The sequence below is a fragment of the Pseudomonas frederiksbergensis genome (genome assembly GCF_003732665.1).
Taxonomy (GTDB): Bacteria; Pseudomonadota; Gammaproteobacteria; order Pseudomonadales; family Pseudomonadaceae; genus Aquipseudomonas; species Aquipseudomonas frederiksbergensis_G.
Window position 1 is genome coordinate 153,594 of sequence record NZ_MOBP01000023.1, and the last position, 21,210, is coordinate 174,803.

The 21,210-nt window shown below is 60.3% G+C and carries 21 protein-coding genes; 8 read left to right on the forward strand and 13 right to left on the reverse strand.

The window, feature by feature from the left end; translation table 11 throughout:
* Nucleotides 1–83: 83 nt before the first annotated feature.
* The gene (locus tag BK665_RS30435; protein WP_123410186.1) at nucleotides 84–1,601 is read right to left on the reverse strand and encodes a sensor histidine kinase; all 1,518 of its coding nucleotides are present in this window, start codon (nucleotides 1,599–1,601) and stop codon (nucleotides 84–86) included.
* Nucleotides 1,598–2,314, reverse strand: a complete 717-nt coding sequence (locus BK665_RS30440; RefSeq protein ID WP_123410187.1) for a response regulator transcription factor — start codon at nucleotides 2,312–2,314, stop codon at nucleotides 1,598–1,600. The genes BK665_RS30435 and BK665_RS30440 overlap by 4 nt, the downstream gene beginning before the upstream one ends.
* A 152-nt stretch (nucleotides 2,315–2,466) precedes the next feature.
* Here BK665_RS30440 and msrB point away from each other — a divergent pair, with 152 nt between their 5' ends.
* Genes msrB through msrA form a run of 3 tightly spaced genes read left to right on the forward strand, consistent with a single transcriptional unit; the run spans nucleotide 2,467 to nucleotide 5,530 of the window.
* A complete protein-coding gene (gene msrB / locus BK665_RS30445; RefSeq protein ID WP_123410188.1) occupies nucleotides 2,467–2,985 on the forward strand; it encodes a peptide-methionine (R)-S-oxide reductase MsrB in 519 nt (172 codons plus the stop codon).
* Between the two features lie 43 nt (nucleotides 2,986–3,028).
* Nucleotides 3,029–4,792, forward strand: coding sequence for a cytochrome c biogenesis protein DipZ (locus BK665_RS30450; protein WP_123410189.1), 1,764 nt, complete (start codon nucleotides 3,029–3,031; stop codon nucleotides 4,790–4,792).
* A 30-nt stretch (nucleotides 4,793–4,822) separates the two neighbouring features.
* A complete protein-coding gene (msrA, locus tag BK665_RS30455; RefSeq protein ID WP_123410190.1) occupies nucleotides 4,823–5,530 on the forward strand; it encodes a peptide-methionine (S)-S-oxide reductase MsrA in 708 nt (235 codons plus the stop codon).
* Between the two features lie 139 nt (nucleotides 5,531–5,669).
* Here msrA and BK665_RS30460 read toward each other — a convergent pair whose 3' ends face one another.
* The 3 genes from BK665_RS30460 to BK665_RS30470 all read right to left on the reverse strand — a co-directional run bounded on the left by BK665_RS30460 (nucleotide 5,670) and on the right by BK665_RS30470 (nucleotide 8,065).
* Nucleotides 5,670–6,074 (reverse strand): GNAT family N-acetyltransferase, encoded by a 405-nt coding sequence (locus BK665_RS30460; protein ID WP_123410191.1) that lies wholly within the window; start codon nucleotides 6,072–6,074, stop codon nucleotides 5,670–5,672.
* Nucleotides 6,071–7,084 (reverse strand): sensor domain-containing diguanylate cyclase, encoded by a 1,014-nt coding sequence (locus BK665_RS30465; protein ID WP_123410192.1) that lies wholly within the window; start codon nucleotides 7,082–7,084, stop codon nucleotides 6,071–6,073. Before BK665_RS30465 ends, BK665_RS30460 begins: the two co-directional genes overlap by 4 nt.
* A 75-nt stretch (nucleotides 7,085–7,159) precedes the next feature.
* On the reverse strand, nucleotides 7,160–8,065 hold the full coding sequence (locus BK665_RS30470) for a LysR family transcriptional regulator (protein ID WP_123410193.1): 906 nt from the start codon (nucleotides 8,063–8,065) through the stop codon (nucleotides 7,160–7,162).
* A 102-nt stretch (nucleotides 8,066–8,167) separates the two neighbouring features.
* Between BK665_RS30470 and BK665_RS30475 the strand changes: the two genes are divergently transcribed.
* Nucleotides 8,168–9,343: an aspartate aminotransferase family protein gene (locus tag BK665_RS30475; protein ID WP_123410194.1), complete on the forward strand. Its 1,176-nt coding sequence runs from the start codon at nucleotides 8,168–8,170 to the stop codon at nucleotides 9,341–9,343.
* Between the two features lie 6 nt (nucleotides 9,344–9,349).
* On the opposite strand, the gene BK665_RS30480 is transcribed toward BK665_RS30475, so the two are convergent.
* The 8 genes from BK665_RS30480 to BK665_RS30515 form a co-directional block, all read right to left on the reverse strand.
* Nucleotides 9,350–9,604 (reverse strand): Txe/YoeB family addiction module toxin, encoded by a 255-nt coding sequence (locus BK665_RS30480; RefSeq protein WP_123410195.1) that lies wholly within the window; start codon nucleotides 9,602–9,604, stop codon nucleotides 9,350–9,352.
* On the reverse strand, nucleotides 9,601–9,855 hold the full coding sequence (locus BK665_RS30485; protein WP_123410196.1) for a type II toxin-antitoxin system prevent-host-death family antitoxin: 255 nt from the start codon (nucleotides 9,853–9,855) through the stop codon (nucleotides 9,601–9,603). Before BK665_RS30485 ends, BK665_RS30480 begins: the two co-directional genes overlap by 4 nt.
* Before the next feature lie 197 nt (nucleotides 9,856–10,052).
* On the reverse strand, nucleotides 10,053–10,637 hold the full coding sequence (locus BK665_RS30490; protein WP_123410197.1) for a DedA family protein: 585 nt from the start codon (nucleotides 10,635–10,637) through the stop codon (nucleotides 10,053–10,055).
* On the reverse strand, nucleotides 10,622–11,047 hold the full coding sequence (locus BK665_RS30495) for a bleomycin resistance protein (RefSeq protein ID WP_123410198.1): 426 nt from the start codon (nucleotides 11,045–11,047) through the stop codon (nucleotides 10,622–10,624). Before BK665_RS30495 ends, BK665_RS30490 begins: the two co-directional genes overlap by 16 nt.
* Before the next feature lie 13 nt (nucleotides 11,048–11,060).
* Nucleotides 11,061–11,585, reverse strand: a complete 525-nt coding sequence (locus BK665_RS30500) for a P-loop NTPase family protein (protein ID WP_259699675.1) — start codon at nucleotides 11,583–11,585, stop codon at nucleotides 11,061–11,063.
* Between the two features lie 169 nt (nucleotides 11,586–11,754).
* The gene (locus BK665_RS30505; RefSeq protein ID WP_123410199.1) at nucleotides 11,755–13,650 is read right to left on the reverse strand and encodes an alkaline phosphatase D family protein; all 1,896 of its coding nucleotides are present in this window, start codon (nucleotides 13,648–13,650) and stop codon (nucleotides 11,755–11,757) included.
* A 65-nt stretch (nucleotides 13,651–13,715) separates the two neighbouring features.
* Complete coding sequence (locus BK665_RS30510; RefSeq protein ID WP_123410200.1) at nucleotides 13,716–13,967, reverse strand: hypothetical protein; 252 nt, start codon at nucleotides 13,965–13,967, stop codon at nucleotides 13,716–13,718.
* On the reverse strand, nucleotides 13,957–14,748 hold the full coding sequence (locus BK665_RS30515; RefSeq protein WP_123410201.1) for an MlaA family lipoprotein: 792 nt from the start codon (nucleotides 14,746–14,748) through the stop codon (nucleotides 13,957–13,959). Before BK665_RS30515 ends, BK665_RS30510 begins: the two co-directional genes overlap by 11 nt.
* A gap of 166 nt (nucleotides 14,749–14,914) precedes the next feature.
* On the opposite strand from BK665_RS30515, the gene BK665_RS30520 reads away from it, so the two are divergent.
* The 4 genes from BK665_RS30520 to BK665_RS30535 all read left to right on the forward strand — a co-directional run bounded on the left by BK665_RS30520 (nucleotide 14,915) and on the right by BK665_RS30535 (nucleotide 21,203).
* A complete protein-coding gene (locus BK665_RS30520; RefSeq protein ID WP_123410202.1) occupies nucleotides 14,915–15,625 on the forward strand; it encodes a response regulator in 711 nt (236 codons plus the stop codon).
* Complete coding sequence (locus tag BK665_RS30525; protein ID WP_123410203.1) at nucleotides 15,622–16,965, forward strand: ATP-binding protein; 1,344 nt, start codon at nucleotides 15,622–15,624, stop codon at nucleotides 16,963–16,965. Before BK665_RS30520 ends, BK665_RS30525 begins: the two co-directional genes overlap by 4 nt.
* Nucleotides 16,966–17,079: 114 nt before the next feature.
* Nucleotides 17,080–17,532: a hypothetical protein gene (locus tag BK665_RS30530; RefSeq protein WP_123410204.1), complete on the forward strand. Its 453-nt coding sequence runs from the start codon at nucleotides 17,080–17,082 to the stop codon at nucleotides 17,530–17,532.
* 134 nt (nucleotides 17,533–17,666) lie between these two features.
* Nucleotides 17,667–21,203: an AAA domain-containing protein gene (locus BK665_RS30535; protein ID WP_123410205.1), complete on the forward strand. Its 3,537-nt coding sequence runs from the start codon at nucleotides 17,667–17,669 to the stop codon at nucleotides 21,201–21,203.
* Nucleotides 21,204–21,210 lie beyond the last annotated feature (7 nt).

Consider the following 21,210-nt stretch of genomic DNA (forward strand, 5'->3'; position numbering starts at 1 on the left):
TGGGCCTTTTCAGGGCGCCTAATCTATTGGACCGGGACGGCGTTGTCACGGGGCAACAGGCGAGTGGGTGTATTTGAATGCTCCTATGCCCCCGGCGAATTCAGATTCATCGAACGAACCAGCCCTTGCTCAGCGGTTTGCTCGTCCACGGGTAACGTGAAGCGGAAGGTTGCGCCGCGCCCCGGAACATCGACCAGTTGGATGTCGCGGCCATGGAGTTGCAGGATCCGATGGACGATCCGCAACCCCAACCCGCCATCGCGCCGCGCACCGCCAATGTTGAACGGCCGCAGGAACAGGCCTTCGCGCAGTTCGGCGGCGATACCGGGGCCAGTGTCGCTGATGGTCACTTCGACTAGTGCACCTTGAGGTCGCAGGCTGAGTTCGATTTCACCGCCCTGGGGCGTATGGCGCAGGGCGTTGTCGAACAGGTTGGTCAGCACCCGTTCGATCAGCCCCAGGTCGGCGCAGGCCGCGGAAACGTTGGGGGCGAAGGTCGCCTTGAGTTCCACCTGTCGCGCTTCGGCGGTGAGTTCGAATTTCTGGAAGATGTCCTGCACCAGGTCGGTCATGGAGAACCGCTCCAGCACCGGTTGCACAAAGCCGTGTTCCAGGCGCACCAACTCCAACAGCGATTGCGCCAGACCACCGACCTTGCGGCTCTGATCCAGGGCAATGCCCAGGTAGCGCCGGCGGTCGGCGGGGGAGAGCGTGGCGTCCTTGAGCGACAGGGTTTCCAGGTAACCGTGCAGCGAGGCCAGGGGGGTACGCAGGTCGTGGGAGATGTTTGCCACCAGTTCGCGGCGTTCCTGGTCCTGGCGGGTCAACGAGCGCCATTGTTCACCGAGGCGGGTTTGCATCTGCCGGAACGCGGCGTCGAGCACGGCAATCTCGTCATGGCTGGCGGCTTTGTCCGCCGGGGCTGGCGTCGGTGGCGTGACCGGCACGCCGTCGATGTCGAACTGGCTGACGGTCTCGGTCAAGCGCCGCAATGGCCGGGTGATCAGGGCAAAAGCCGTGAGGCCGGCAATCAGGCACAACAGCGCCACCAGACCGATGGACAGCAGCGCGGTATTGAGCGCGGCGCTGGTGGCACCGCGTTCGGCGAAGCGGTCATGTTCTTCGCTGAGCAACACCACATACAGGTAACCGGCCGGTTTGCCGTCGACCTGCAGCGGCGCGGCGCTGAACACCTTGCGGCCATCGATGCTGCGCGGGTCGTCGCCGAGGATCGGCAGGGCATCGCCCTTGAGTAAATGCCGGATCGGCTGCAGATCGACCTGGTTGCGGCGTATCCGGCCTTCCGGCGCGGCGCTGCCGACAATCTTGCCTTCGCTGTCCAGCAGATAGACCTCGACACTCGGGTTGACCAGCATCAACTGGTTGAACAGGTCGCGCACGGCATTGGGCATCAGGCCCTTGGTGTCCATCAGCACCGTGTCGTGGGCGATGTGCTGGGCCAGGTCGCGAGACAACCCTTGCACCACTTCCAGCTCATGCATCTGGTTGGCGCGCACCTGCATCCACGCCGAGGTGCCGCAGCACACCAGCAGCAACACGGCGAACACCAGGGACAGGCGCTGGGTCAGGGTCAATCTCATGGCTGGTCCTCAAGTACCGCGAATTTATAGCCGCGCCCCCACACCGTGAGGATGCGCACCGGTTGGGCCGGATCGGTTTCGATCTTGGCCCGCAGGCGATTGATGTGGGTGTTGACCGTGTGCTCATAGCCTTCGTGGCTGTAGCCCCACACGGCGTTGAGCAGGTCCATGCGTGAAAACACCTTGCCCGGTTGGCGGGCGAAGAAATACAACAGGTCGAACTCCCGTGGCGTGAGGTCCAGACGGCGGCCGTCGAGGGACACTTCCCGGGTGATCGGGTCGATGGACAGGCCGTCGACGATCAGGCTGCCGGCGTCCATCTTCAGGTTGCGGGCCATGGCATCGACCCGCCTCAGCAGCGCCTTGACCCGGGCCACCAGCTCGAGCATGGAAAACGGCTTGGCCAGGTAATCGTCGGCCCCCAGCTCCAGGCCCAGAATGCGGTGCAATTCGCTGGAGCGCGCACTGGTGATGATGATCGGCGTGTAGCGGGCCATGGCCCGGGCGCGTTTGCAGATTTCCAGGCCATCGACACCGGGCAGCATCAGGTCGAGGATCAGCGCGTCCCAGCTTCCTTGCTGCAACAGGCGCATGCCTTCGTCCCCATCGGCGCAATGCACCACCTCGAACTGCTCATCGCGAAGATGCAGGCAGATAAGGTCGGCGATATGCAGGTCGTCCTCGACCACCAGGACGCGTTTAGTCTGTTCCATCAAGCTCAATCCTTTGTTGCGAATGGGCACATTGTGCGGGTTTTCCTCGGAGGGAGTTATCACGAATTGTTTAACTCCCCGTGAGGATTTGGCGATCAACCCAAGCCTAGGCTGTGTTCCATGACAGGTACTTTGGATTTTTGGAGACGGCCATGTTTTCACGCAGACAATTTCTTCTAACGAGCGGCGGGCTGGGGGCTGCAGCCCTGGTGATCGGTGTATTGCCAAAATTTTCGGTGAGCTCGGCGCTGATCAGCGACGCCGATGCGGCGCAGGTTTTCGAAGTGACCCACACCGACAGTGAGTGGCACACACGCCTCAGCGCCGAGCAGTACGAAATCCTGCGCGAGGAAGGCACCGAACGGGCCTACAGCAGCCCGTTGAACAACGAACATCGGGCAGGCACTTTTTCTTGCGCAGGGTGTGATCTGGCGTTGTTTTCGTCAGACACCAAGTTCGACAGCCACACCGGTTGGCCAAGTTTCTGGGCACCGCTGGACAAGGCCGTGGCCACGCGTCAGGACCGCTCCTTCGGCGTGTTGCGCGAAGAAGTGCATTGCCGGCGATGCGGCGGTCACCTGGGCCATGTGTTCGACGACGGGCCTAAACCGACGGGCCTGCGCTATTGCATGAATGGCCTGGCAATGACCTTCGAGCCACAGGCGGCTTGATCCGCTGGCATTTACGTTCTTTCACTTGATGCAGGTCGACGCTATGTGGCTTCTGGTTCTGTCTTATTTCGGTGGTGTGCTGACCATTGTCAGCCCGTGCATCCTGCCGGTACTGCCCTTCGTCTTCGCCCGCACCGGGCAGCCATTTGTGAAAAGTGGCTTGCCGCTGCTGGTGGGGATGGCCATGACCTTCGCCCTCGTCGCTACGCTGGCGGCAGTGGGCGGCGGTTGGGTGGTGCAGCTCAATCAGTATGGTCGCTGGCTCGCACTGGTGTTCGTTGCGCTGTTCGGCCTGACACTGTTGCTGCCAAAACTGGCCGATCGCCTGACCCGTCCACTGGTAGCGGCGGGCAGTCGGCTATCGGAAGTGGCGGGCGCCGATGCCCGGCCGCGTCCTGGCGCTTCGTTCCTGATTGGCGTGGCCACGGGCCTGCTCTGGGCGCCTTGCGCCGGGCCGATCCTGGGGCTGGTGCTGACCGGTGCGGCGCTGCAAGGGGCGAGCATTGGTACGACCTTGTTGTTGCTGGCGTATGCCGCCGGTGCGGCAACGTCCCTGGCCGTGGCGTTGTTGCTGGGCGGTAAGGTATTCGCCGCGATGAAGCGTTCCATCGGTGCTGGCGAGTGGGTACGCCGGGGGCTCGGCGCAATGATGCTGGCGGGGGTGGCTGCGATAGCCCTGGGGTTGGACACCGGGATTCTGGCGCGTGTGTCGACCGCTTCCACCGGGGGCATTGAACAGGCCCTGGTTGGCCGACTGGCCGGCAAATCACCGAATAACAGCGCGGCGATTGCGGACGCGGGCGGTGCCATGCAAGTGGCGGAAAAAACCCCGGGCACGCTGCCCGTCGAGGGCAATCTCCCACCGCTGGATGGCGCCGTGCAATGGCTCAACTCGCCACCGCTGACTGCCGAGGCGCTGAAGGGCAAAGTCGTGCTGGTGGATTTCTGGACCTACTCCTGCATCAACTGCCTGCGCACGTTGCCGTATGTCAAAGCCTGGGCCGAAAAGTACCGTGATCAGGGGCTGGTGGTGATTGGCGTGCATGCGCCGGAGTTCGCCTTCGAACGCAATGTCGGCAACGTCACCAAAGCCATGAAGGACCTGGGCATCAACTACCCGGTGGCCATCGACAACGATTTCAAGATCTGGCGCGCGTTCAACAATGAGTACTGGCCGGCGCACTACTTCGCCGACGCCCAGGGGCGCATCCGTTATCACCACTTTGGCGAAGGCGAATACGCCGAGTCGGAGCGCGTGATCCAGCAACTGCTGAAGGAAGCAGGGGCAACCAAGGTCGCGGATGGCCTGATCAATGCCAGCGCCGAGGGCGTCCAGCTCGCCCCGGACATGCAGGAAGCGCTGTCACCGGAAACCTACGTCGGCTATCAGCGTGCGGAGAATTTTGTCCCTGAAAAAGGCTTTACGGCCGACAAGGTGGCGACCTACAGCCCACCGGCGCAACTGGCCCTCAATGACTGGAGCCTGGGTGGGCAATGGAATGTCGGCCCGGAGCGCGCCACTGCCAGCGCAGCGGCCAGCCGCATCGTCTACCGCTTCCATGCTCGCGACCTGCATTTGGTACTCGGCCCTGGTGCTGACGGCAAACCGGTGCGCTTCAAAGTCCTGATCGACGGCACGGCGCCGGGCGAGGCCCACGGCACCGACGTAGCGCCGGATGGCAGCGGCAGCGTGACCGAGCAGCGTTTGTATCAACTGGTGCGGCAATCCGGGGACGTAACGGACCGGATCTTCAGCATCGAATTTCTAGACCCCGGCGTCTCGGCCTATGCCTTTACGTTCGGTTGATAACGATCCCGTTTTCCAAGGAGTCAGCTCATGAACACTTTATTTACCTGGCGCCGCGCCTTGCTGGGCCTGGCAGCGGCCAGCGTCATCGGCCAATGCTCGGCGTTCTCTTTCGGCGCTTCTGAAGACGCCGTGGTCATCCCGCCACCGACCCTTGACGAAACCACCCAGGCCCACAGCGAAACCGCAGTGTTCGCGGGTGGCTGCTTCTGGGGTGTCCAGGGTGTGTTCCAGCATGTCAAAGGCGTGAAGAAAGCTGTTTCAGGTTATGCCGGAGGCGCCGCCAACACCGCTGAATACGAGAAGGTCAGCGAGGGCGATACCGGGCATGCGGAGTCCGTTGAAGTCACCTTCGATCCGACGCAAGTCAGCTACGGCAGCCTGCTGCAAATCTACTTCTCGGTGGCCCACAATCCCACGGAACTCAACCGCCAAGGGCCTGACAGCGGGACCCAGTACCGCTCGGCGGTTTTCCCGGAGAATCCTGAACAGCAACGCGTCGCCCAGGCCTACATCGCCCAGCTCGACGCCGCGCATTTATTCAATAAACCCATCGTCACCAAACTGGAAACCTACAACGGCTTCTACCCGGCGGAGGATTATCACCAGGACTTCCTGACCGAGCACCCGACCTATCCGTACATCGTGATCAACGACATGCCGAAAGTGGCGCAGTTGAAGCAGCTGTATCCGGATCGCTATCAGGAGAAAGCGGTGTTGGTGAAGACCGGGTCATAAGCCTCGGGCCAGTCACAGAACAATGTGGGAGCGGGCTTGCTCGCGAAGAGGCCGTATCAGTCAACATCTACATCGACTGACACGCCGCCTTCGCGAGCAAGCCCGCTCCCACATTTGATTGGCGTTGCCTCGGTTTTGGCTAGTTGCCCCGGCGACGCTCCATGGCAATAGTCGAGGCTTCAAAACCCAGGCTGGAGAAAAACGCCGAAGCACCTTCCCGGCCTGCGCGCAGCACCCACGTGATGTCGGCGTTTTCCCCCATCACATGCTCAACCAATGCGCGACCTACGCCATCACGTCGATGCTGCCCACACACGACGACCATCGACAGATACCCGTTGGACAATCCGTCGGTAATGCCCCGAGCAAACCCGACGATTCGAGAGTCTTTAACCGCCAGCGCCGTGCGTTGGGAATTGGCAATCAGCTGCGCAAAATGCTCGGCCGAACCGATACGGTGGGCCCAGCCATTGTGCCCAAGAAAAAGCCTCACGGATTCGACTTCCGAAGGCGTCATATCGCGAATAAGTACACCGGCGCTCATCCGGAAATCACATTCTTGCCCATCACCTTCGCCCGATACAGCGCCTGATCGGCCCGGGCCAGCAGACCGGTCTGTTGTTCCTCATCGAAGCGTTGCACCACGCCAAAACTCAGGGTTACCTGGAAGTCCCCCACGGGTAGCAGGCTGGTCAGGTCATGACGGATTTTTTCCGCGAGCCCGCGGGCATCGGCCAGCGAGGTATTGGGCAGGATCAGAATGAACTCGTCACCCCCCCAACGGGCCAGCAAATCGCCGTCGCGCACGCAGTTTTTCAGGCAGTCGACCACTTGCACCAACGCCGCATCCCCCAGTGCATGGCCGTAGTGATCGTTGATGATTTTGAAGTCGTCGATGTCCATGGCGATCAGTGACAGCGGTTGCCGGAAACGCTGGGCGCGGTCACATTCCTGGGGCAGGGCTTTTTCCAGGCGATAGCGGTTGGCGACCGAGGTCAAGGCATCGGTTTGCGCCAGTTTGCGGTTTTCTTCGAGTTGGATTTGCAGTTGCTGATTGACCCGGGACAGCTCCCGGGTGCGCTCCTCGACGAGGGCTTCGAGGGAGTGGTTGCGCCGCTGCAGTTCTTCGAGCAGACGCTTCTTGTCTTCGATGCTGCGGTGCGCGCCGACCATCCGTGCCACCGAACCATCGGCGTTGCGCGCCAGGATGTAGCCGCGATCTTCGATCCAGGTGTAAGTGCCATCCTGCCGGCGGCAGCGATATTCAGCCTGATAGCCGGGGGCGCGCTGACTCAGGTAGTCGTCGAACAACGCCATGACCCGCGCATAATCGTCGGGATGCATCACGCTTTCCCAGGTCAGCACCGTGTTGTCCAGCGAGTGCGGCGGGTAGCCGAGCATTTCGTACCAGCCCGGGTTGCGGTAGACGAACCCGGTGTTGGCGTTCCAGTCCCAGATGCCGTCGCTGACCAGTTCCATAATCGTGTGCAGCAGGTCTTCGTTGAAGTCAGAGAGATTGAACTTCAACGGCTCGATATTCGATGCGTCGCCCATCACCGCTCTCCTTGCCGCCCTGATATCGAAGTGTCTCGCCCGTCGAGCAGATTAGTCCATGGCGGCTTCTTGCCGCTAGTGCTTGCCCCACATCTGCACGGCGAAGTCGACGAAGCTGCGCAGTTTCGGCAAACGGTAGCGATCCTGGGCGTATACCAGGTGCATCGGCCGGCTCGGCAGTTGGTAGTCCGGCAGCAAGGCCACCATTGTTCCGTCTTTCAGGTCCTGCTCCACCAACGCGTCGGGGACCATGACGATGCCCATGCCGGTGCGCGCCGCTTGATGCAGGCCGGCGGAGCTGTTGATCAGCATCGGGCCGCTGACTGCGACCATCACTTCGCCTTCAGGGCCGGTCAGGCGCCATTGCTTTTCCACCGAGTGCCAGTCGTCGCCGGCCGGGTAGGCGAAGGCCAGGCAGTCATGATGTTGCAGGTCTTCGGGCTTTTGCGGGGTGCCCCGGCGCGCCAGATACGCCTGGGAGGCGCACATTGTCAGGGTGTAATCGATGAGGGGGCGGGCAATCATGTTGGATGGCTCGATGGCCCCCAGGCGAATCGCCGCGTCGAAACCGTTTTCCAGCAGGTCCGGACGGCCATTGGTGAGCACGACGTCCAGTTTGACCTGCGGGCAGCGCAAGGAGAATTCACTGAGCGCCGGCGCCAGCCGCTCGGTGCCAAACGTCAGCGGCGCGGTGATGCGCAAGGTGCCGCTCGGTTCATCGAGGGCCTGTTCGGCCAGGCGTTCGGAGTCGGCCACCAGCCCCAACACTTCGAGGCAGCGCTGGTAATACGCGGTGCCAAATTCGGTCAAACGCTGGCGCCGGGTCGTACGGTTGAGCAAGCGCACGCCGAGGCGTTGCTCCAGCGCCCGCAGGTGATTACCGACCATGGTCGTGGACATTTCGCACTGGAACGCGGCGGCGGTCATGCTGCCGGTTTCCACTACGCGCACGTAAACGGTCATTGCCTGGAATAAATCCATTATCAAGCCCAGCTTCTAAATGATTGAAGTATTGCCACGTTTATCCAGCTCAGGTGGCTAACCATACTGCAAAAACACCGACCATTGATGGAGCTTGATGCCATGACCGCCGCTTGCCTGATGACCACTTACCAACCCCTGGCCCTGAGTTTCAGCAAAGGCCTGGGCACGCGACTGTGGGACCAGGCCGGGCGCGAGTATCTGGATGCGGTGGCGGGCGTGGCGGTGACGAACGTGGGTCACTCTCATCCCAGAATCGTGGCGGCCATCAGCGAACAGGCCGGGTTGCTGCTGCACACCTCCAACCTGTACAGCATCGATTGGCAGCAACAACTGGCGCAGAAACTGACCCGCCTCTCAGACATGGACCGGGCGTTTTTCAATAACTCCGGCGCCGAGGCCAACGAAACGGCGCTTAAACTTGCGCGGCTTTACGGCTGGCACAAAGGCATCGAACAACCGCTGGTGGTGGTCATGGAAAACGCTTTCCATGGCCGCACCCTCGGCACCTTGTCGGCCAGTGACGGCCCGGCGGTGCGCCTGGGTTTCAGCGAATTGCCGGGGGATTTCGTCAAGGTGCCGTTCGGCGATCTCAAGGCGCTGGATAAGGTGCAAAAGGCCCACGGCCCAAGAATCGTGGCGATCCTGATGGAGCCGATCCAGGGCGAAAGCGGCGTGCAACTGGCGCCGCCCGGTTACCTCAAGGCTGTACGCGAACTCTGCACCCGGCGCGCCTGGCTGCTGATGCTCGACGAAATCCAGACCGGTATCGGCCGCACCGGCCAGTGGTTCGCGTTCCAACACGAAGGCATCGTCCCGGACGTCATGACCCTGGCCAAAGGCTTGGGCAATGGCGTGCCGATTGGCGCCTGCCTGGCGCGGGGCAAAGCGGCTGAACTGTTCACCCCCGGCAGCCACGGCAGCACCTTCGGCGGCAATCCACTGGCCTGTCGGGTCGGCTGCACCGTGCTGGAGATCATCGAAGAGCAAGGCCTGCTGGAAAACGCCAAGGTAAAAGGCGAACGCCTGCTCGCCCGATTGCGCATCGAACTGGCCGACGACCCGAACGTCCTGGCGATCCGCGGCCAGGGTTTGATGATCGGCATCGAACTCAAACAACCGATCCGCGACCTGACCCTGATCGCCGCCCGGGATCATGGCCTGCTGATCAACGTCACCCGGGGCAAAACCATTCGCTTGCTGCCGCCACTGACGATTGATGAGCGGGAAGTGGAGATGATTGTCAGAGGGGTTTGCCGGGCGCTGAAGGCAGCCTGAGAATACTCAGTAGTGATATCTGCACATCACGATCTGTATCGCACCCTCTTCGATCGCGTAGACCAAGCGATGCTCCGTTGTAATCCGGCGAGACCAGAAGCCGCTCAGATTGTGTTTCAGCGGTTCAGGCTTGCCGGGGCCGCTAAAAGGTTCGCGCTGTATTGCCTTGATCAACAGGTTGATCCGTTTGAGCCCGGCCTTATCGTTTTGCTGGAACCACAGGTAGTCGTTCCAACCTTCAGTAGTGAACTCGATATTCATTCTTCAATAAGTTGCCTGGCTTTGGCTTTCCCTGCTCGCAGGTTGCCGATCGATTTGATCAAACGTTCAGCGTTGGCCGGGGAACGTAGCAAGTACGCGGTCTCCTCTAGAGCGTTGTACTCCGCCAGAGACATCATCACCACGGGTTCGCCTTTCTGACGAGTTACCAGGAGGGGTGCACGGTCTTCATTGACCCGATCCATGGTTTCAGCCAGATGTGCACGCGCGGTGGTGTAGTTGATGGTTTGCATGATGTAGTCCTCGCTCAATGCAAAGAACGTACAGAAATGAGTACAGGATGACAAGGCGATACCTACGAGTGGTCGTTACGCAGACGATGTATCCGCGTCTGCATTGAGTATCGCCTAAGCTTCTTCAAGACGTTTCCGCAACCCCTGTAATCCCATTCCGATAAGTATGTGATCAGCCCGAGCGTCACCCGAAAATATCACTCAACATCCCGCGCCTTATGTTTCATCCGCCAATGCCGAACCAACGCAACCACCACCGCCAACACCACAACCCCCAACGCAATCGGCAAACGATAGGGTTTCAAATTCCCCAACATCGTCTCCAGCGCTTCTCCCGCCCAATACCCGGCGCTGGCAAACACCACGGCCCAGACCGCCGCGCCCAAGGCATTCAACAGCGAGAACCGTAGCGGCGATAAACCGCTGGCTCCGATCACCATCGGCCCGACCAGGCGCATGCCGTACAGAAACCGTACGGCAAACACCGAGGTCGAGGGGTAGCGTGCAATCAGCCCTGTCACGCGATCGATCGCCGCTTGTTGTCGATGCAGGCGCGGCAACAGGCGTGCGCCGAAATAGCGCCCGCTCCAGAACAGCAACTGATCCCCGAGCATCCCGCCCAGGCTGGCCCAGCCAATCACCGGCCACAGGTGCAACAGGTGTTGATGAGCGGCCATGCCGCCGAGGATCAGGATGGTTTCGCCCTCCAGCAAACAGCCGAAGAACACCGCCCAATAACCATAAGTGCCGAGCAAATAATGCAGGTCTATGTGTTCAAACACGGGCGCTCTCCCAGACTTTCCACCAACCGGAGCAGATAACCGTCCGGGTCCTGCACCAGAAATTCACGTTGGCCGACTTCCACAGCATCCGCGCGATACCAGGTATCGGCGCAGGGCCGGAACAGCGGCCATTGAACTTCGGCCAGTCGCTGGAGGAGGGGTTCAACCGAATTGACGGTTATCTGAAAGTTGATGCCGCGCCCCAACGGTGCTTCCAGCGGCGCGGCCAGCCACTGGCCTTCGCCCGGGTGGTATTGCTCAAGCATGAACTGCACGCCCTGGAGATTGAGGTAGGCAAAACCGGGGCGTTCATAGGCGATGTTGAAACCGATCAGCAACGTCCAGAAATGCAGGCTTTCAGTGAGGTCGGTGACCATTAATTCGGGGACTAAGTTGCTCCGTGCAAACATGACGCATCCTTGGTTAGCGGGGGGGTAACGCGTTGATGAATGTTGTGATTTCAGCCCGGTTCGTCAGTTGCAGTTTTGAACCGCTAAAGCCTTGGAACAGACGTTGATGAACCTTGAATCCGCTGGACCCTGCGCGGCTGCGATAGCTGCCGGCCCATTCCAGCAGCTCGATCAGCCACTTATCGTCGGCGTCGCGCCGGGCTTCTCGCTGACGGATTTGGGCGACGCAATCGCCATCGTCCGGGCTTAGCCAGATCAACGTTGTCGCTTGGGGCAGCAGTTCGCTGATGATCCAGCCGTAGACGCCTTCGATGACCCAATACTCTTCACTGGCAGCCACCCGTGCTATTGCCAGGGCTTCATTTCGAGGTCGGGCGATGCTGTGTTCATCGCAAATCCAGTGAACCCGGTCAAGATCAATCCACGGCACATGCTGCCGTTTGGCCAAGCGCTCGGCCAGCCAGCTCTTGCCCGCGCCGGAGTTGCCGATGATCAGCGTCCGGGCGAAGTTCATGCCGAGTGATTGAGTCATGTTCATTGGCTATTCAAGTCAGCGAGGAGCACATGTGGGAGCGGGCTTGCTCGCGAAGGCTGCTTCACATCCAGCACATGTGTTGAAGGTTATACCGTTTTCGCGAGCAAGCCCGCTCCCACAGTGGAACTGTGCTTAACCATTGTTATCGACTGACACTCCACCGCTTCAATGGCTACTGCGGCGCAACCATTCGTGTGCGTGGTGAACCATCGGCGTTGTGCTGATAGATCTCCCGCGGCTGACCCTTTTCATTAAATAGCACCTGCCCGATCCCTGCCGAATTCCACAGGCGCTCACCCGCCTCAGCATGTTCCGGAACATGGGGGACGATGCGCATGCGGCGGCGCTTGGTCAGCCAGTTCAGCGGCGAGCGGGGCGAGTAGAGCCAGCGGTTGAGGCGATCAAACCATTCAAGCAAGGCTCGCGGGAACTCGTTCTTGATTCCGCTGCTGGTGATTTGCCAGATGCGCGGGCCGGCCTTGCGGTGTCGGATAAATACTTCGTAGACGAAGGAATAATGCACATCGCCCGACAGCACCACGTAGTTACCGGGTGTGCGCGAGTGTCGGAAAATATTCAGGATCACCTGGGCCGCGCCGCGATGGGCCATCCAGTTTTCGGCGTCCACCAGCAGGGGAAAGCCGCACCAACTGAAGACTCGCTGCACGGTTTCGATCAGCTTGACGCCGAAGATCGGCGCCGGCGAAACGATGATCGCCGAGGGGTGATCCAGCAGTTCCTGTTGCAACTCGCTGAGGGCTTCCCAGTCCAGCAGGCCCGAAGGCTGCTTGAGGTTCATCTCGCTGCGCCAGCGGCGGGTGCGGGTGTCGAGCACCACCAGGGCCGGGGTGGTTGGCAACACGTAATGCCAGTTCTGGAAGCGCAGCAGTTCGTCGATCAACTCATCTTGAAGGGTGCTGTCGAGGTAGCGCTCGGTGGCGCTCAACAAACGGGTTTTCTCCAGCACAGCGCCGAACGCATCCGGGTTATTACCCCAGCCCTGGCACACCATATAGGCGAGCAACGCGTTGCCGATGATGCGCTTGGAGAACGGATGGCCGTAGGCCGTTTCCTCCCATTGCGCGGAAAGATTCCAGTCATCGGTGACATCGTGGTCGTCGAAAATCATCAGGCACGGCAGATGCGCCATTGCGCGGCCCACCCCGCCGAGGCCAGCCTTGAACTCGTCGATACGAGTCTGCTCAAGCACATAGCGCTCAAGCCTTTCGGGCGTCAGCGCCGGGGGTTGTGGCGAGATCAACGTCCAGGGCGTCGGCGACCAGACTAGCAGATACATGGCCATGACTTCGGCGAACGTCACCAGATGATTGTCGGCGCTGCTGCTGGTGAAAATCGGCTTACGGGCGCCGCCGAAAAATCGCTCGCGCAGGGTTTCATTGCTCTCAAGCGCCGGTAACAAATCCGCACGATGGTAGTAACTGGCCGGGTGTCCGTAGAGCGTGGCGCTGTCGCTGACCACGGCGCCTTCGAGGTGCTCGTCGAACAGCCCCAGGCGCTGGATCAAGGCATGGATCGCCCGCAACATCGGCCCGGCCACGTCATCGGCGTAGACCTGATCACCGCTCATCATCAACAGCGCCGGACGCTCGAGCGCTTCATGCGCCGTCGCCAACAGCCGATCAACACACAGCAAACCATCCGCCGCCGGGTAATGCGGTTTACGGCAGGAGCCGTGCAACACTTGATCGATTCGAGAGCGCAGGACGAAATTCGGGCAATGGGCGTCGCCGTACAACAAATGCGGAGCCCAGTCGGCGATGCCCGAACCGTCGATCAGCACGTCGTACTCGATCAACGTGTCCCAGGGCAGGGCGGTTTCGAGCGATACATCGATCAAGTGCACAAAGGCGTGGGCGCCCACCGGGATGACGCTGCACGTCGACGCATCCAGGGAAATGTCCTTCATGCCTTGCAGACGCAACGTCAGCGACAACGGCCGGGTTCCTACCAGCCACAACACCAGTCGCGTAGGCTCCAGACGCCGCAACAACGGCCCGACGAGGACGGGTGGCAGGGATTGATGATCGTCGGGCGGAGGCAAAGGCATGGATATCCGGGTTCTGGCTGCAAAGATGCCGGGATGATAGCGCAGCGCATGTCAATGAATTGCAACTAGCCGTCCGACTTCATGACGCCTCGCTCCCCATTCGCCACCAACCACCGAAACAAATCACTCACCGACACCGTGTGACTGCGCTCCATCCACCGCACCAGCGCCGGCCCGTAGTGTTCGGTGTAGCGGCTCAGCACCAACTCGCGACAATCCGCCGACAGCCGCAACGTAATCTCCCGGCAATGCAGAGTGGCCGAGTCGTTCTGAGTCACCTGCTGTTGCAATATCAGACGCTTGCCTTCAGAACCCATCAGCCGGCGCTCCCGTGCATTGAGTTTTAGTCGTCTGCGCCAAGCCCTGTTTGCCATCCACCACATACGCCGCCCGGTGCTCGGCTACTACATTGCGTAATGCGCTGTAGTAGTCCGGCAGTCTTTTCAGGCTGTCAGTGAGCGGCAAGGCTTCGGCGCGACCATCGACGATGCCGCCGACGGTGTTGATCGTGGAGAGGGTGGCCACGGTGTCGCTGTTGTTGCCGAACGGGTCGACCACAAAACCCAACACGCGCCCGGCGGCGTCGCGGCTGTTGGAGGTGCCGAACAGTGGCAGTTCGACAATCGGGCCATTGCCGATGCCCCACACGCCGAAGGTCTGGCCGAAGTCTGCGTTGTGGCGCGGGATGCCGACCTTGCCGGAGACGTCGATCAACCCGACCACGCCGACGGTGGTATTGAGCGCGAAACGCCCCAGGGTGTTGACCGAGCGCATCGGGTTGCCCTGCAGCAGGTCGTTGATAAAGACCTTTGGCTCGCCGAAGTTTGCGACGAAGTTATGCACACCCGTCTGGAAAAAGTCCGGCAAGTAGCGATAGCCGCGAGCGACCGGGGCCAACGCGTAGTCGTCGAGCACTCGGTTGAAGGCGAAGACCCCGCGATTGAGCGGTTCCGCCGGGTCGTAGACCGAATAACCGATTTCGGCGCAGGTCACGGTTGAGGAGGCCGGCGGTTGACTGCTGCAACCCGCCAATCCTGCGGCCAACACGGCAATCGAAGTATTACGGGCCAGCCAGGGAACACAGTTGAAAGGCGACATGGACGCAAGTCTCGGGAGGAATTGGCCGCGATGCTGGGCCCCAAGCCTTGCGCAAAGATGTCCGGTTTATTGCGCTGCTGACGCTTTATTGCACGATTGAAATATATGACGGCCCGCAAGGAATGGTTTTAGATGGCGGTTCCATTCGGCCCTTAAGTGACCTTCGGTGAACAGCCTTTTAATCGTGGACGATGACCTTGAGGTCCTCGGTCTGCTGAAAAAATTCTTCGTGCAGCACGGCTACAGCGTTGAGGTCGCCACCGACGGCGCGTCGTTGTGGGCGGCCATCGAGCGCCAGGTGCCGGACCTGATCATCCTCGACGTGATGCTGCCCGGCGACAGCGGACTGATCCTGTGCCAGCAACTGCGGATTCGCCACGCCCTGCCGATCATCATGCTGACCGCCATGGGCGAACTCAGCGACCGGGTGGTCGGGCTGGAGCTGGGCGCCGATGATTACCTGACCAAACCGTTCGATGCCCGCGAGTTGCTGGCCAGGGTACGCGCCGTGCTGCGCCGGGTGGATGAGCGACGCCCGGTGTTGCAGGAGCGCCCACGGCCGCTGATCGATTTTGCCGATTGGCACCTCGACGTCACACGCCGGGAACTGCGTTCGCCGGACAACGTGATGATCCCGCTGTCCGCCGGGGAGTTCGATTTGCTGCTGGTGTTTGTCGAACACCCGCAACGGATTCTGACCCGCGAGCAACTGCTGGACCTGGCGCGGGGGCATAGCCACGAAGCGTTTGATCGCAGCATCGACGTCCAGGTCAGCCGCTTGCGGCGCAAACTCGAATCCGACACCAAGCGCCCGGCGATGATTCGTACCGTGCGCAATGGCGGTTACCTGTTCACTCCCAGCGTGACGCGGCGATGAGCTGGCTGAAACGGCATTGGCCGCAGGACACGGTGGCGCGCTGGATCGCGTTGACCATCATCCTGGCCATGTTGATTTCCCTGGCGCTCAACGGGCTGTTTATCCAACTGGCCGGGGTGTGGGCGCGGCCGCCGCTGACCGAAACCGGGTTGCTGGAAAAAATCGCCGCCATCACCCGCGTCATCGAAGCCGCCCCGGCGCCACTGCGCAGCCAATTGGCCCACGCCGTCAGCGACAAAGGCTTCACCGCCAGTTGGCACCTGGATCGGCGCGAACTGAATTTGCCGACAGTGGATGACCCGATTTCTCACACCAGCATGGCGATCCTGCAACCGCTGTTTAAATCCGCAGACCGACGAATCGAAGCCTACGAGCCGTCCGACTGGACTGACCCGGCGGACGCGCACTACGCGCTAGTGGTCGAACTGCCGGACGCGTCGTGGCTGATGTTCTCCGCGCCCTCGCGCAGTTGGGGCCTCGACGAAACGCCGCGCTACCTGATCGTTATCCTGCTGGTGCTGATCTCCACCGCCCTGGTCGCACTGATCGCCACCCGCCGCCTCGCCAACCCGTTGCAGCGCTTCGCCGAAGGTGCCCGACGCTTCGGCAGCGACTTCCGCGCCCCACCGATCGACCCCCTCGGCCCCCATGAAATCCGCCAGGCGATCCTCGCGTTCAACGCCATGCAGGCCCAGTTGCAACACTTCATCCGCGACCGCACGCAAATGCTCGCCGCCATCTCCCACGACCTGCGCGCACCCCTGACGCGCATGCGCCTGCGCGGCGAATTCATCGACGACCCCGAGCAACAGCAACGGCTGTTTCGCGATGTGGATGAAATGCAGGCCATGATCAACTCGGCGCTGGAGTTTTTCCGCGACGATGCACGACTTGAACCGGCGACCCAGTTTGACCTGGCGGAACTGCTGCAAACCTTGCTGGATGATTACCGGGATCAACAGATTGAAATTGCCTTCAATGGACCGCTGCGGCTGGTTTACTTCGGCCGGCCGCTGGGGCTCAAACGGGTGCTGACCAACTTGCTGGATAACGCGATCAAGTACGCCAGCGAACCGGCGGTTGAACTGCAATCGAGTGCCGGGCAGGTGCGGATCAAAATACGGGACAGTGGGCCGGGGATTCCCCAGGCCAGTCTGGAGCAGGTATTTGTGCCGTTCTTTCGCCTGGAAGGCTCGCGCAATAAAAGCACCGGGGGCGTTGGCTTGGGGTTATCGGCGGCGCGGGCGATTGTGCTGGAGCATGGCGGGGAATTGCGCCTGCGCAATCGGGCGAAGGGCGGGCTGGAGGCGTTGGTGGTGTTGCCGGTGCAGGTGGGGTAGGGCACAGGTTCTTTTTTTGCCTTCGGTCATCTTGTGAGTGAAGGCGCTATGCCATCACTTTTTCCTCTGCTAAGGTTCTGACGATAAATGGATCCAACGCTCATGGAGTAGAAGATGTTCAAGTCGCTTACGGATAAAGCACGCGCCCTGTCAGGCGGGATTGCCGACAAGGCCATGGCAGCCAAGGACAGTGTCGCCGGCAATTTTTCGGCGGGCACATCGAAAGCTTCGGAGTTTCTGGACAATAACTGGGGCAAGGTCGAGAACGTCCTGGTCAATGGCCTGCTGACCGTCACCGAAGAAAAGCTCAAGGATGATGAGGTCTTCATCATGTTGGTGGAAAAAGCCTATGAAATGCTGCCCACCCCGGTCCGTTTGATCCTCTCTCGCACCACCTTCATCAATCACACCCTGACCCATCGCGAAAGCCTGGTGGCCAAGTTGCAGGAGAAAAAAGCCCTGCGATTGCTCAATGACAGTGCGTTGACTGATCAACCGTTGCTCATTGATGACGGCAGTGTGATCGAGACTGTTGAGGCTCCTGCAGTCGTGGTTGCCAAGGTCTGATTGAGCGGGGGCTCAAACAGTCTCCGCATTCTGGATTTTCCCGCCAATGGGCTTGTGCAAGAACGCATGGGCCTTTCCGTTACGCCTGGCCATCCTCAGTGGCATCAGGTGCACGAACCGACTGAATCAGGACGATGAACGAAAACTCTCTTAAATTCGCCAAGTACTGGCGCAACTCCCTTGTCGATGCCGAGAATGGCAACGGCGGTCTCAACACCGATGGCCTGGACGGCCATGTTCACCTACCGCTCGAAGCCTTGCATGCCGGTTATTTGGGCAGCGAGACCGTCGAAGCGTTATTCAAGGATGAACCCCGGCAATGCCATACGCTTGAAGTCACCATTCGACCCTGGGTCTTCAAGGCGCGACTGGAACACGGGAAACTCCGTAACGGGATGCATGCCCTGATTACACCGCTGCTTGGGCATGTGCTGGTCAATCGTCACGGGCAGCTTTTCCCGACTAAAAACACCGTTATTCCGCGGGACATCCTGGAGCCTCTAGACTCAGGCTGTTTCGCGCTTGGCGATGTCGCGGACGTTGATCGATTCTTGGCGATCAACACCTTGCCCGCGTTCGAGCCCCCCGAAGAAGGCCAGGCCGCCGCGACCGACGAATATGCCGAACAGTGGGCAACGTACCTGAGTTTTTGTCAGCGTTTTGTCGACGAAGTGAGTTCAGGCTGGTTGCAAGGCGACAACGGCTACGAACGATCGAATGAATGGTGCCTGTTCAAAGAAGAAAAGATCACCGGTGCCAGTCAGCACATTGTGCGTTTGTATGACCACCTGCGTGACACGGCCCCACAAAGCGCACTCTTTGAACGCTACGCCAGTCAGACATCCCTCGACCCTGAACCCTGCTTGCCGCCAAATGCCGGTTTCGCCACGCGACTGGGGCATGCCAGCAATGAATATGCGTTGGCCAGTGAGCAACGTGACGCCCTGGCACATTTCCTGACCTCCAATGACGGAGACATTCTGGGGGTGAACGGGCCGCCCGGTACGGGCAAGACCACCCTGTTGCTATCGGTGGTGGCGTCGTTGTGGGCCAAGGCTGCGCTGGCTGAAGCAGAGCCGCCGGTGATTGTCGCCAGCTCTACCAACAACCAGGCGGTGACCAACATTCTGGATGCCTTCGCCACCGATTTCGCCCCGGGCAGCGGGCCATTTGCCGGCCGCTGGTTGCCGGACGTCAAAAGTTTCGGGGCTTATTTCCCGAAAAAATCTGCAGATGCGGAAACGACAAAAAAATATCAGTGCCAAAGCTTCTTTGCCGATAAGGAGTCTGCCAGTTATCTGGAGAAGGCCAAGGACGCGTGGTTGAGCAAAGCATCAATCGCCTTTCCCTCTATGCCTTCGCTCACCGTGGAAGCAGTTGTTGGACAGTTGCATCAGGCGCTGCTGGCTCGTTCTGATGAGTTACACAATATCGAAAGCGCCTGGCAAGCCCTGACGACCGCCCGCCAGGCACTTGTGGCGGTATGGGGCGATGACCCTGAAGCCGCCATCACCGCTGCGCAGCAAAACGTACAGAAACTCAAGGCCAACAGCGTCCGGCAAAAAGCGCTGGAGCAATCGTTCCGTGAGTACTTGGCCAACGAATCGCTGTGGTACGTGATCTTCGCCTGGATTGCACCGATTCAAGAGAAGCGTTTGCTTCGCGCACGATTACACCTTGAACAGAGCCACGATGCTTTGCAGGCATCGGAGCCGTTGTTGAACGAGGCTCAACTGGCCCAGTTGCTCGCATTGGCCAATGTGCCGGCAATCAGCGACACATTAGCCACCTGGCGCGCCACGACAAACGCCGAGATCAGCGCACTTGAGGCGAAAATCAACGCCGCACAGGATTTGCTGCTGGCGCTGCAGCGCTGCCTGGCGAGGTGGCGATCAGTATTGGTGCCGCTGGGACTGGCTCCCGATGCAGTGACCGATGACATGACCCTGAACGACTGCGACCCGTTGGCGGACACGCGGATTCGCTTTCCGATTTTCCTCTTGAGCACCCATTACTGGGAAGGGCGCTGGCTACTTGAAGTCGAGCAAACATTGCCGAAAATCCTCAAGGATCAAGGCAAGAACGGGCGCAAGGCCCTGGAGAAAAAATGGTATCGCTGGATGAAGCTGACACCCTGCGTCGTGTCGACTTTTTTCATGCTGCCCGAGCATATGAGGGGCAGCAAGCACAACGGCACCGGTCTGATTCCTGACTACATGTACAACCTCATCGATCTATTGATCGTCGACGAAGCCGGCCAAGTGTTGCCCGAAGTCGCCGGCGCTTCTTTTGCCTTGGGCAAGAAAGCCTTGGTCATCGGGGACACATTGCAAATCGAACCGATTTGGTCGATCCCGGCCTCGGTGGACATCGGCAACCTGTTGAGTGCCGATCTGCTGCCACGTGTGGGGATCGATGAAGCGTATGAAAAACTGAGTGCCACGGGCGTGAGTGCCGCATCGGGCAGCGTGATGCAAATTGCCCAGAAAGCCAGTCGCTATTGGTACGACCCCGACATGGATCGGGGCATGTTCCTGTACGAACACCGTCGTTGTTATGACTCAATCGTCGATTACTGCAACACCCTGTGTTACCAGGGCAAGTTGGTGCCCAAGCGGGGTGCCAAACCTCAAGGTGGCCTGCTGCCAGGCTTGGGCTATCTGCATGTAGATGGCATCTGCCGACAGCAGAATGGCCGCAGCCGCATGAACCGTCTCGAAGCCGAAACAATCGCGGCGTGGATCGCAGCCCACCGCGAGAAACTGGAGGCCAGCTACGGTCAGGAGTTGTGGAAGATCGTGGGGGTGATCACGCCGTTTGGCGCGCAATCCCAGGCCATTGCCGAGGCATGCGCCGCACTGGGCATCAAGACTGGCAAAGGTGAAGGGGAGCTGACCATCGGCACTGTTCACTCATTTCAGGGCGCGGCGCGGCCGGTGGTGATTTTTTCTGCGGTGTATTCCAAGCATGCCGATGGTGGTTTCATCGACCGTCGACCGAGCATGCTCAACGTCGCGGTATCCCGGGCCAAGGACAGCTTCCTGGTGTTCGGCGACATGGACCTGTTCGGCATGGTGCCCGCCGGCAAGCCCCGTGGCCGGCTGGCCGAGTACCTGTTGCGCGATCCTGCGAGTGAACTGGCGTTCGAATACCTGCCACGCAAAGATCTGGAGTCTCCACGGTCAACCCTTAGCCATCTGATAAACGCGAATGCACACGACGACTTCTTGCTGAAAACCCTGGCCACCGCGATGCGTGAAGTACACATCGTTTCGCCCTGGATTAAATTGCAACGGATCCACGAAATAGGCGCATGGGAAGCCATGAGAGCCGCGGTTGATCGAGGCGTCAAAGTGCGGGTTTATACCGACCGGGATTTCAATATTCGAGAACAGTCACCAGGCACTCAAGCCAGAAGAGAAGAACTGAAACACGCGATTGAGGCCCTGCGAGGCCAGCGTATCGAATCCCATGTGGTGGCCCGGGTGCACAGCAAAATCGTCATGGCCGACGATGACTTGCTGTGCATGGGGTCATTCAACTGGTTTAGCGCGAACCGTGGCGACTGGGCCAACTATGAAACCTCGATGGTCTATAAGGGGCCGGATGTGACGGGGGAAATCAAAGTGCACCGGGATAATCTTGTGGCGCGGATAGATTCGCAGCACTGAGATCAGG